At 34.0% G+C, this 10,700-nt stretch carries 14 protein-coding genes; 1 reads left to right on the forward strand and 13 read right to left on the reverse strand.

Features of this window, described 5'->3' with window-relative positions; genetic code table 11:
- From AB8B65_RS05170 to AB8B65_RS05230, 13 genes are all read right to left on the reverse strand, one after another.
- Nucleotides 1-431, reverse strand: a 431-nt coding sequence (locus tag AB8B65_RS05170; RefSeq protein ID WP_405299792.1) for a cell division inhibitor, incomplete at its 3' end; no start/stop codon positions are given.
- A 5-nt stretch (nucleotides 432-436) separates the two neighbouring features.
- Nucleotides 437-898, reverse strand: coding sequence for a TspO/MBR family protein (locus AB8B65_RS05175; RefSeq protein WP_405299793.1), 462 nt, complete (start codon nucleotides 896-898; stop codon nucleotides 437-439).
- 4 nt (nucleotides 899-902) lie between these two features.
- Nucleotides 903-1,586: an SDR family NAD(P)-dependent oxidoreductase gene (locus AB8B65_RS05180; RefSeq protein ID WP_405299794.1), complete on the reverse strand. Its 684-nt coding sequence runs from the start codon at nucleotides 1,584-1,586 to the stop codon at nucleotides 903-905.
- Between the two features lie 96 nt (nucleotides 1,587-1,682).
- Nucleotides 1,683-1,886: a hypothetical protein gene (locus tag AB8B65_RS05185; RefSeq protein WP_405299795.1), complete on the reverse strand. Its 204-nt coding sequence runs from the start codon at nucleotides 1,884-1,886 to the stop codon at nucleotides 1,683-1,685.
- Between the two features lie 3 nt (nucleotides 1,887-1,889).
- Nucleotides 1,890-2,591: a GTP cyclohydrolase I FolE gene (gene folE, locus AB8B65_RS05190; protein WP_405299796.1), complete on the reverse strand. Its 702-nt coding sequence runs from the start codon at nucleotides 2,589-2,591 to the stop codon at nucleotides 1,890-1,892.
- Nucleotides 2,592-2,698: 107 nt separating this feature from the next.
- Nucleotides 2,699-2,977, reverse strand: a complete 279-nt coding sequence (locus tag AB8B65_RS05195; RefSeq protein ID WP_405299797.1) for a TIGR03643 family protein — start codon at nucleotides 2,975-2,977, stop codon at nucleotides 2,699-2,701.
- Nucleotides 2,974-3,402 (reverse strand): hypothetical protein, encoded by a 429-nt coding sequence (locus AB8B65_RS05200; RefSeq protein ID WP_405299798.1) that lies wholly within the window; start codon nucleotides 3,400-3,402, stop codon nucleotides 2,974-2,976. The genes AB8B65_RS05195 and AB8B65_RS05200 overlap by 4 nt, the downstream gene beginning before the upstream one ends.
- Nucleotides 3,402-4,889 carry a deoxyribodipyrimidine photo-lyase/cryptochrome family protein gene (locus tag AB8B65_RS05205; RefSeq protein ID WP_405299799.1) on the reverse strand — a complete coding sequence of 496 codons (1,488 nt, stop codon included), beginning with the start codon at nucleotides 4,887-4,889 and terminating at the stop codon, nucleotides 3,402-3,404. Before AB8B65_RS05205 ends, AB8B65_RS05200 begins: the two co-directional genes overlap by 1 nt.
- Before the next feature lie 7 nt (nucleotides 4,890-4,896).
- A complete protein-coding gene (locus AB8B65_RS05210) occupies nucleotides 4,897-6,318 on the reverse strand; it encodes an SDR family oxidoreductase (protein WP_405299800.1) in 1,422 nt (473 codons plus the stop codon).
- A gap of 12 nt (nucleotides 6,319-6,330) precedes the next feature.
- Nucleotides 6,331-6,945, reverse strand: coding sequence for a flavin reductase family protein (locus AB8B65_RS05215; RefSeq protein WP_405299801.1), 615 nt, complete (start codon nucleotides 6,943-6,945; stop codon nucleotides 6,331-6,333).
- A complete protein-coding gene (locus AB8B65_RS05220) occupies nucleotides 6,945-8,255 on the reverse strand; it encodes an ABC1 kinase family protein (RefSeq protein ID WP_405299802.1) in 1,311 nt (436 codons plus the stop codon). The genes AB8B65_RS05215 and AB8B65_RS05220 overlap by 1 nt, the downstream gene beginning before the upstream one ends.
- Entirely contained in the window at nucleotides 8,255-8,914 is a 660-nt protein-coding gene (locus AB8B65_RS05225; protein WP_405299803.1) for a TetR family transcriptional regulator C-terminal domain-containing protein, read from the reverse strand. The genes AB8B65_RS05220 and AB8B65_RS05225 overlap by 1 nt, the downstream gene beginning before the upstream one ends.
- 104 nt (nucleotides 8,915-9,018) lie before the next feature.
- Nucleotides 9,019-9,702, reverse strand: a complete 684-nt coding sequence (locus AB8B65_RS05230; protein ID WP_405299804.1) for an MIP/aquaporin family protein — start codon at nucleotides 9,700-9,702, stop codon at nucleotides 9,019-9,021.
- A gap of 94 nt (nucleotides 9,703-9,796) precedes the next feature.
- Here AB8B65_RS05230 and AB8B65_RS05235 point away from each other — a divergent pair, with 94 nt between their 5' ends.
- Nucleotides 9,797-10,639, forward strand: a complete 843-nt coding sequence (locus AB8B65_RS05235; RefSeq protein WP_405299805.1) for a DUF2911 domain-containing protein — start codon at nucleotides 9,797-9,799, stop codon at nucleotides 10,637-10,639.
- The last annotated feature ends 61 nt before the right edge of the window (nucleotides 10,640-10,700 follow it).

Consider the following 10,700-nt stretch of genomic DNA (forward strand, 5'->3'; position numbering starts at 1 on the left):
TCTTTCAGTTTTGGCTTTACTATAATAGGATTCATGAGTCTTCCCAAAAAGCCAAGAGGAATTTTATAGTCTATAATATCTTCCATTTCTACACCACCAGGAATTTCTTTAATAAAATGTTTGTGATGCCACATTGTATACGGTCCAAATCGTTGTTCATCCACAAAATAATGCTGATGTTCAACATGTGTAATTTCAGTAACCCAATGCGTTTTTATTTTTAAAATAGGCGTAACAATGTATTGTATAATCTGTCCAGGATACATTTTACCTATATCTTCCGTCAAAATATCAAAACTCATATAATCGGGCGTAATGGTTTTTAAGTTCCTTGGATCCGATAAAAAATCCCATGCCTCTTCAAGAGATATGGGAAAGTTTTGTTTACTGTGTAGTCTGTACACAATTCCTTTTGTGCTAAATTTTTGCATATAATTTAATTGTTAAATAATATATAGCCATTTAAAGAATTGGCGACTATGAGCCATATTAAATAGGGTAGTATGAATATGTAATATATTTTTACTTGCGGTTTGTATTTGAACGTCATTACTACTATTAACATAAGTAGTACAATCAAATTTACCATGCCTAAAGAGATGTTATGTTGATTAAAGAACACATAGTTCCAACTTACGTTTAGTATGAATTGTATGGCAAACAAAAACAAAATGAGTTTGTTGTCTTTGGCTTCTGTAAGTTTCGCCATAAAAATGGAAAAACAAATCATTACAGTTGTCCAAGCAAAACCAAATACCCAACCTGGTGGCGTCCATGGTGCTTGATTCAAATTAGTGTACCAATCGGTTCGTGGACCATCATTCATTAAAATAGTTCCAATGTATAATGCACCAAAATTGATTACTAGAAATATGATTAGACGAACGTAAAATTTCATACTTTTATAGTTTTACACTGACAATTCCACAATCCATTGTAAAAATTTGTCCTGATGTTGAGAGTGCTTTGTCAGAAATTATAAAGTCAGCCATATCTGCAACTTCTTGTGGTTGCAAAAACTTCTTTAAAGGATGACGCTCTGCAATATTTTCAATCATTTTATCGTTTCGCAACAATTTACTAGCCAAATCGGTATTAGTAACTGTTGGGGCAATTGCATTGACACGAATGGTTGGAGCAAATTCTGCAGCCAATGTCTTTACCAAGCCTTCTACAGCAGATTTTGCCGCAGCGATACTAGCATGAAAAGGCATTCCTAAATGTGTTGCTACTGTACTAAACAGTAAAATATTAGGGTTTATTCCTTTTTTTAAAGCAGGAAGATATTTTTGAATTGCTTTTACAGCGCCAATGACATTAATTTCATAGTCGCTTCTAAAATCATCAATTTTTAATCGTTTAATCGGCTTTAAATTGATACTTCCTGGACAATAGATTAAAGTATCTACTGCTTCTAAATCTGGAAGCTCATCTTCAAGGATGTTACAACTATAGTGTGTTAAATTATTGGAAGTTATTTCGGGAGCAGTTCTGCTAATATTAATCACATGATGATTGTCTAATTGTGATTGTAAGATGGCTGCGCCAATTCCTTTACTACCTCCAATTACTACGATGTTTTTCATCTAAATGGGTTAATGGGTTAAGTATCTTTACTCAATGCATTGCAATGCTAAGAGTACTTGACTTTTAGCATTGCGCAGCAATTTTTTGGGTGAGTTTTATTTTAAACGCTTCTCGTATTTTCTTTTAAGTGTCGTTAAACGTTTCATGATTTCCATGATTGCAGGATCTTTTTTCTGCTTATAAATTTCATTAAGTCCTAAAATTAGACGTTTAGCTTCACGGCTTGCAGTAATTTTATCGCTTCTAGATATGAACTTAGTAGTTTCAAAGTTTGTTACTTCTGAAAAGATAGTTGCCATAATTTAATTGTTTAAAAAGTTTTGTAATTCTTGTATTTTTTCTGGCGTATTAAAAACGCCTCCATAATAAGATGTAATTGTGGTAGAAGAATCGTCTTTAACTCCTCTTGATGAAACACATAAATGTTTGGCATCGATAATTACAGCCACGTCGTCAGTTTGTAAAATGTCACGCAATTCCGTAGCAATCTGGTTGGTGAGTCGCTCTTGGACTTGAGGTCGCTTTGCATAATATTGAACAATTCTGTTAAGTTTCGATAGTCCAATTACTTTCCCTGAGGAAACATACGCCACATGTGCTTTTCCCATAATTGGGACAAAGTGGTGTTCACAGTTTGAATAAAATTGGATGTTTTTCTCAATAAGCATCTGATTGTATTGATATTTATTATCAAACAATGCAACTTTTGGCTTATTTTTAGGATTTAATCCTGAGAAAATTTCTTCTATGTACATTTTAGCAACTCGTTTGGGAGTTCCTTGTAATGAGTCGTCAGTTAGGTCTAAACCTAACGTTTCCATAATTTCTGAGAAGTGATAGGCAATTTTTTGCTTCTTTTCTTCATCAGGCATTTCGAAAGCATCTGCACGCATAGGAGTTTCCATACCCGTAAGTAGGTGTTCATCCCCAATTTCATGATGGTCAAATCCATTTAAAGAAACGGAAGTGTCAGAAAATTGGTTTAAAACGTCAGCAGTTTTCATATATTTAAAAATGTTTAATTTATTTTGAATAAAATTAAACAAAAAAATAATAGGAAAAAAGGAATGTTCAGTTTATTTAACAAAATATTAAACAAAAAATCGATGTACTACCTTTTTGAAATTTTGTTGTTGTTAATTGAACGTTGGCGAGAACATTTGAAACGTCCTTTTGCAAAAGTACGTTTCTTTTCGTGTTTGGTTTTTCTGCCTGAAACTCGTTTTCTCCACATTTTAAAACTAGAGGTTTTCATGTGTGTACGCATCAAGTCGATTACGTCTTGCTCTTTGAGTCCAAATTGAAATTGTATCGCATCAAAAGTAGTGCGATCTTCCCATGCCATTTCTATAATTCGGTCTATCTGTATTGGATCTAAATCGTGCTTCATCCTTGGTAATAGTCTGTAATGTTTAATACGGTATTTTTTTGCGTTTGCATTTTTTCAATAAACGCTTTATTCTCTTTGTAGAGCTTATTTTTTTTGAATTGAATAAAATCGCCATCTGCATGCAAACTGAAATATGCAGACGTATATATGTGTAATTTATAATACGGAATTACCCAAGAAAAACTATCTAATTTTTTATGAATGTGAATTAAAATACCTTTCGGTCGCAACTCAATACTTCCGTAATTAAGATCATCAACTGTATTTAAGTATTGTTTCATTTTTGGGCTCACAGTATTGATAATCATTCGTTTTGAGCCAATTCCTTTGAGTTTGATCCGTTTTAAAAGCGGAAAAGCTTCTCCTAAATGTGAATCAATCAATTTTGCAGCTTCTCTGTCTGTGTAGGTTGTATTGATAATCATTATGAACTTTTTTTACGATTTGTTAGCGTATGTTTTTTTAAGATTCGAAAGTTTTCTTCAATCACGGTATTTTCATCTTTCATATTCCATAAAATATCACTTGCGTGTTTTCTTGTTTCTTGAAGATTTACTATTGGTTTTGGATAATCTTTTCCAATGAAGAAATTCGACATTTGTTGTTCCATTGGCGTCATACGCGATGGTTCGTGTACAAAAGCAGTATCTAATTCTGCCAATTCTGGAACCCATTTTTTGATGAAAACACCTTCTGAATCGTGGGCAATTCCATTTTTTGTCGGATTGTACATACGAAGCATATTAATTCCTGTTTCGCCAGCCTGCATTTGTATTTGTGGGAAGTGAATTCCAGGTTCAAAATCTAAGAAATATTGCGATAATATCACCGTTGCTTTTTGCCAAGGTTGCCATAAATTATGTGTAAAGAATGATACAACTAAGGCACGCATTCTAAAGTTTAAATACCCTGTTTCTTTTAAGCAACGCATGCATGCATCAACCAATGGATAGCCTGTTAATCCGTTTTCCCAAGCGTAAATATATTGGTCAGAAACTTGTTTTTTTAGCTTTCTATATCCTTTGTTAAGACTTACAAATTCCATTTCATCTTCCATTTCAAATTTCTGAATAAAATGTGCTTGCCAGCGCAAACGCGAACCAAATGATTCCATTTGTTTTTTTAAAATATTTTCTTCAATACAATGTGTTGTTTCTTTGATAACTTGTCTTACAGATAAATTTCCCCACGCTAAATACGGCGATAATCTACTACAACTTCTTCGCGCCAATAATGGTTTTGAAATGTGTGCGTTGTAGTTTTTTCCACGATCTCTAAAAAATGTACTCATGTATTTATACGCCATTGTGGTTCCACCTTTTTGAAATGGTGAATTTGCGTCCGTTTCTAAATCAGGAAACTGAAAAAAGGTAGCTAAATGTGTTACTTCTTCTTTTGTAAATAATTGCCCTTTTTTTGGGTTGAATTTAATCAAAGGCTGATTCATAAAATCTTCCCAGAGTTGCACCCAATTGTTTCGATCTTGCAATCCGCGAAACACACCATTATTTACATTTTCAACCCAAGTGATCATATTATTTAATAAAAAACGTCTCAGCCCTTTATCACGATCATAGGTTACTTTTATACCAGTTTCTTGGTGTGAATATAAGTATGAAATTTTATAGGTTTCCTGAATAATTTGTAACGTTCTATTTATATTTGAATGTACAATTAACACCTTACTATTATAGGGAATCAAAGAATTATTTAAGTCGATTAATGATTCTTTAATGAAGTTCCAGTGGCGTTCACTGTAATGCGGATCATTCAGTAGAATATCTTCAAACACAAATAAAAACAACGTTTTACGTCTGGAAGAAAGCGCGTTGTGAATTGCTTCATTATCTTGAAGTCGCAAGTCACGCTTAAAAAGTACGACGTTAATTTCTACTTTTTTTTGAGTATTCATATCTGTTTTATGCTGTTTTAACTAGCTTATTAATCATTCCTTTAAATATGAAACCGTGAAACGGCAATACTGCATACCAATACAAGCGTCCCCAAATTCCTTTTGGTCTAAAAATGGCACGTTGTAGTAGTTCGTTTTTTTCAATTTTAAATTCTAACCAAGCTTCACCTGGCAAGCGCATTTCTGCAAATAGGAGCAATCGTTTTTCTTCTTTATTGGCGTATAAAACTCTCCAAAAGTCTAACGGATCACCTGCATTGAGTGTTTTTTGATCTCTGCGACCGCGACGCAATCCAATACCGCCAAATACTTTATCTAAGTAACCGCGCAGTTTCCATAAATAAGTTGCATAATACCAACCAGTAGTTCCGCCAATTGCCCAAATTTTATCAATAGTTTGCTGTTCGTCAATAACAGTGCGTCTTTTTATATCTTTAAAACAACCATATTCGGGCACTTTAATGTAGCGTGATATTTTTTCGCGAAAACGTCCGCTTATCAACGAATCTTTCCAGCTAGAAATGACACTGTTTTGCTCAATTTTTATAAATGCTTTTTGTACAGCTTCTTTGTACGACATTGGTTGAATATCTAGTATTTCATTGATGTTACTTGATTTTCCAATTACTTCTACTTTCATGCTATCTACCAAATTTTTGGCAAGTTTATAGGAAGTTGTCGTGATAAAATACAACCAATAGGAGGAAAGCTTTGGCGTCATGACAGGAACAGAAATAATGGTGCGTTTTAATTTACGTACTTCTGCAAATTGCAACATCATTTCTTTATAGGTCATTACACTTGGACCAAATATATCATACGATTGATTGTATATTTTTTCATTGCCAATCGCTTTAGTCAAATACTCCAATACATTGCGAATACCAATTGGTTGCGATTTTGTTTTAATCCACTTTGGTGCTACCATGATTGGTAACTTTTCGGTGAGATCGCGAATGATTTCAAATGAAGCACTTCCGCTTCCTACAATGATTCCTGCGCGAAATGTGGTCAATGCATATACGCTAGATTGTAACGTGTTTTCAACGTTTTTACGTGATTGTAAATGTTTTGATAATTGCTGATCGTTGACAATTCCGCTTAAATAAATAACTTGCTTTACGTTTGTTTTTTGCATGTACGTTTTAAAATGTACGGCGCAATCATGTTCCAATTGTTCAAACTTTGTCGAGGATGACATGGAATGAATTAAATAATACGCAATATCAATGTCAGATGGAATTTTATGGAGACTTCCCAAATTTAAAAAGTCAACTTCAATGACGTCAACGCGTTCATGTGATGAAACTTCTTCTGGAACACGTTGTTTATCTCTCACGCAGCAAACTAAAGAATGTCCCATTTCCAATAAAATTGGAATCAGTCTTTTTCCGATGTATCCTGTAGCGCCTGTAAGTAGAATTCGCATAGTTTTTGTTTTTTACTTCGGACGTTGATACGGATAGCGCGTTTGTTGTTTCGGTATCGCGTATCCGTCGAGTCCATTAATGGTGGCGGTTTCTGCTTTCGCAAGATTTATAAAGCCATCCGATTCTAAAATGTCATCATTTATATGAATGTGTTCTATTTTGCCAATGACTAAAATGGTGTCATTTTCTTCAATTACATATTCGTTCATGTAGCGCATGCCTATTTGAACATGACAGTTTTTTACGTAAGGCGCTACAAAGTCATTTTTGTATTCTGTTTCTAAATTTGTTTGATCAAATTCTGAAACTTCTTTCGGATATTTTGCAGATGTATGATGTGCATCTTGCGTTATTTTTTGGTGAATATGATTGATCGTATACATTCCCGTGTTGCGGATATTTTCGTATGTATTTCTTGGGACAACCGCTGGTCGCGTAATGAAACCGAGCAATGGCGGATTTGATCCTAAGTGTGTCACCGAACTAAAAACCGCGACATTTGTAAAACCATCTTCAGACTGTGTTGCAATTAAATTTGCCGATTTGTAACCCGAGCAACTATTGATTAAGTTGATTCGGTATAGCTTTTCCATTGCGTCAATATCAGCGCCTGTAATTGTTGTCATTAGAAATTTTTATAGTTATCAATTATTACATTTTCAGCCTTTAAGTCGTGTAACAAATTGTACAAACCAAAAAACGTTCTATTCATGTAAATAAAATGTTTAGAACCTCTGTTTGCATTCATGCTACGCAATTGTGTATTTTTTGCGTAACGTTCACCGATATCGGCAATTTTCCCAAAAAATTCTTCATCCGAAAAGTCAAAAATTTCTGTATTGAAAGGCGTTGTAAATAATCCGAGTAACTCGTGAAACATTTCAGTAAAGAATTCTAGTTCTTCTTTAGAATCGTCATCGCGAAGAATTTCTAACTCGTATAATTTTTTCGTAAACAATTCAGGATTACTGAGCGTTTCTTTGTTTGCTAATTCAAAATAAGGAACATAAAAATCTTCTGGAATCGCTTTCATACAACCAAAATCGAGCGCAATAAGTTCGTGATCTTTTGACACCAAGAAATTTCCTGGATGCGGATCAGCGTGTACTTTTCGGTATTCGTGAATTTGGAACATGTAAAAATCCCAAAGTGTTTGTCCTAGCAAGTTTGCTTTCTCTTGATTGGGATTTCTGCCTGTAAACTCAGATAAATGCTCACCATACATCCAATCCATTGTAATGATTCTTTCTGACGAAAGCTCCTCGTAATACGTTGGAAAACGTAAATTAGGTAAGTGTTTACATGCTTCTGAAACGTCTTTACTTTGTTTAATTTCAAGAAAATAATCGGTTTCTTCGATTAGTTTCTCTTCCACTTCTTTAAAATATTTATCAGAACCTTTTCCGGATATGTTAAACATTCTGACCGCGATCGGTTTTACAAGTGCCAAATCTGTGGAGATGCTTTTCGCAACTCCTGGATATTGGATTTTCACAGCAAGTTTCTTCCCATCTTTTTCGGCAGCATGTACTTGACCTATGCTCGCGGCATTTACGGAAGTGGAATTGAAGGTGTCAAAGATTTCATTTGGATGTTTTCCAAAATATTTTTTAAACGTCTTTATAACTAAAGGTGGCGATAATGGTGGTACTGAAAATTGTGATAATGAAAATTTTTCCACATACGCACGTGGTAAAATGTTCTTTTCCATACTCAACATTTGTGCTACTTTTAAAGCACTTCCTTTCAAACTTTTTAAGCCATCATAAATATCTTCTGCATTCGATTCGTTCAATCGTTCTTTTGCTTTTTCTTCAGAATTTATGAGTTTATCACCATAATATTTTAAGTAATTCACGCCAACTTTTGCACCTGTGGTAACAATTTTGCTTGCACGTTGAATTTTGGTAATAGGAATTTTATCAATTGTTTTCATTACGCTTTGATATCTAAAGTTTCTTTAAGTATAAATTTTCCGAAATCCACAATACTTTTCAATGGTGTATTGTCAATTAAATCAAAACTGGCATTCACAGATTTTTCAATGTATTGATCTGTTTTATCAAAACTTGGAGACGTATCGTCTAACCAAAATTTCATTGCCATTACAAATTGTATCCAAGCCGTTTCATTGATGGCTTTGTGTTGTAATTTTTCCAAACGTTCTTGATTCAAATCAAGAGTTTTTAAATCAAGCGTTTCTATAAAATCGGTGAATACATTTTTGAGCCCTTTTAGCAATTTAAGAGATTGCATAGGTTTCTTGTCGGTTGTTAAACTGTGTACTACATAACTTCTATTTGCAGTAACCTGCTCAAAGAAAGTGTAGTAAAAACTTAATAGTTTGTTGCGTGCATCAAACGTTGCAAATTCTTCACTTTGCGCCAACACTTGAATTGTATTTGTGCCAAAAGTGGTAAAAATGTTTTCTTCTAGTACTTTAAAAGAACTGAAAAATTCATAAAACTTTGCTTCGTCAAAGTTGTTGCTTTTTGCAAATGCGTATACGTTTTTAGGTTGTTCTCCATGTTCCAAAACATAATCCATATATGCTGAAATAATAAAGAGTGCTGTTATGTTTTTTTTCTTTGCCATTTTATACTTTTTAATAACAGTATAAAGATACAAAATGTTTAACCTTTTTGAGTTAAAATTAAACAAAAACTTTTCAAAGCTTTTAAAATATATTTTTTTGGAGGCTAACAGTCAGTGTCACAGCAGTTTTCAGATTTTACAAGTTTGCAGCTTACTACCGCAGTTAAGGCTCCTAAAATTGGCGCAACGATATATAACCATAAATGTGTGAATTCTCCAGAGACTAATGCTGGACCAATAGAACGCGCAGGATTCATAGAAGCTTTGGTCATTGGACCTGCAAACATGGCTTCAAGCAGTACAATTCCGCCAATGGCAATTCCTGCCATTGTTCCTGTTTCTTTACTTCCTGTTGATACATTTATAATGACAACCATCAAGAAAAAGGTGAGTAAAAATTCTAAAATCAACGCTTTCCAAGCTATAATTGTCGGAATAGTAGCGCCAAGTGTTTCGCTTTCGGGCCAAAACATATATACGAGCAAACTAGCGCAAATAGCGCCTAAACATTGTGCTAAGATATATTTTGGCACTTCTTTTAAGGGAAATTTTTTGGCGTACGTAAATGCAATTGTTACCGCAGGATTAAAGTGTGCTCCAGAAATTTCTGCAAATGCGTAAATCATTCCCATGACAACCAATCCCCAAGTAATGGCAACACCTGGATGCGTGATTTCTCCAGTAATATCATTGACAACCATTGCGGCAGTTCCACAAAAAACCATGGTAAATGTGCCTAGAAATTCTGAAATATAGTTCTTCATGATGCTGTTTTTAGTAAAAATCAAAAGTACTACTTCTTATTTTAAGTATTTGTTAACATTTGCACGTAAGGTTTCTGCGTAAATTCGTCAAATTAAAAAACTCTAAAATAACAATAGGATGAAAAAATTACTTTTGGCATGTTTCTTAGCAGCTGGAATCAGTGTTCAAGCACAAATTGAAACGCCACAACCAAGTCCAATTTCTAAGTTGGAACAAAAAGTTGGTTTAACAGATGTAACTGTGGAGTACTCTAGACCAGCCATGAGAGGAAGAACAATATTTGGTGATTTAGTTCCTTACGGACAAATGTGGAGAACTGGAGCAAATGCAAATACAAAAATTACATTTAGCGACGATGTTACTATCGGAGGATCTTCTGTAAAAGCAGGAACGTATGCTATTTTTACTAAGCCAACTGCTACAAACTGGGAAGTTATGTTATACAGTGACGCTTCAAATTGGGGAACTCCAAGAGAATGGGATGATGCTAAAGTGGTAGCAACTGCTACAGCTTCTGTAAATAAAATGCCGTATGCAACAGAATCTTTTACTATTGATATTGCAAATATTACAAGTGGAGGCGCTGATATACAATTCAAATGGGGAAAAACTTTGGTAATTGTTCCTTTTGCAGTTCCAACGGATGATAAAGCAACAGCAAGTATTGAAAAAATGATGGCTGGACCGCAAGCTGGAGATTATTTTTCTGCAGCTAGATATTTCTTAGAAGAGGGAAAAGATATGGGAAAAGCTAAAATGTGGATTGATAAAGCAATTGAAATGACAAGTGAAAATCCAAGATTTTGGTACTTGAGACAACAATCTTTAGTGTATGCTAAAATGGGAAAAAAGGCAGACGCTATTAAAATTGCAAAGCAGTCAATGGCTTTAGCTGAAAAAGCTGGAAACAAAGATTATGTAAAGATGAACAAAGATTCTATCAAAGAATGGTCTAAATAAGACTGTATTTTATAAAATATAAAAGCCTTTCTAAAATTTCAGAAAGGCTTTTTTTGTGTTT

The sequence above is a fragment of the Kordia sp. genome (assembly GCF_045105435.1).
Classification (GTDB): Bacteria; Bacteroidota; Bacteroidia; order Flavobacteriales; family Flavobacteriaceae; genus Kordia.

Coding starts and splice junctions, on each gene's coding strand:
- AB8B65_RS05180 (WP_405299794.1), bottom strand. CDS start 1,586: ATGAAAAACATCGTAGTAATTGGAGGTAGTAAAGGAATTGGCGCAGCC.
- AB8B65_RS05215 (WP_405299801.1), bottom strand. CDS start 6,945: ATGACAACAATTACAGGCGCTGATATTGACGCAATGGAAAAGCTATAC.
- AB8B65_RS05235 (WP_405299805.1), top strand. CDS start 9,797: ATGAAAAAATTACTTTTGGCATGTTTCTTAGCAGCTGGAATCAGTGTT.
- folE (WP_405299796.1), bottom strand. CDS start 2,591: ATGAAAACTGCTGACGTTTTAAACCAATTTTCTGACACTTCCGTTTCT.
- AB8B65_RS05200 (WP_405299798.1), bottom strand. CDS start 3,402: ATGATTATCAATACAACCTACACAGACAGAGAAGCTGCAAAATTGATT.
- AB8B65_RS05205 (WP_405299799.1), bottom strand. CDS start 4,889: ATGAATACTCAAAAAAAAGTAGAAATTAACGTCGTACTTTTTAAGCGT.
- AB8B65_RS05225 (WP_405299803.1), bottom strand. CDS start 8,914: ATGGCAAAGAAAAAAAACATAACAGCACTCTTTATTATTTCAGCATAT.
- AB8B65_RS05195 (WP_405299797.1), bottom strand. CDS start 2,977: ATGAAGCACGATTTAGATCCAATACAGATAGACCGAATTATAGAAATG.
- AB8B65_RS05210 (WP_405299800.1), bottom strand. CDS start 6,318: ATGCGAATTCTACTTACAGGCGCTACAGGATACATCGGAAAAAGACTG.
- AB8B65_RS05220 (WP_405299802.1), bottom strand. CDS start 8,255: ATGAAAACAATTGATAAAATTCCTATTACCAAAATTCAACGTGCAAGC.
- AB8B65_RS05185 (WP_405299795.1), bottom strand. CDS start 1,886: ATGGCAACTATCTTTTCAGAAGTAACAAACTTTGAAACTACTAAGTTC.
- AB8B65_RS05175 (WP_405299793.1), bottom strand. CDS start 898: ATGAAATTTTACGTTCGTCTAATCATATTTCTAGTAATCAATTTTGGT.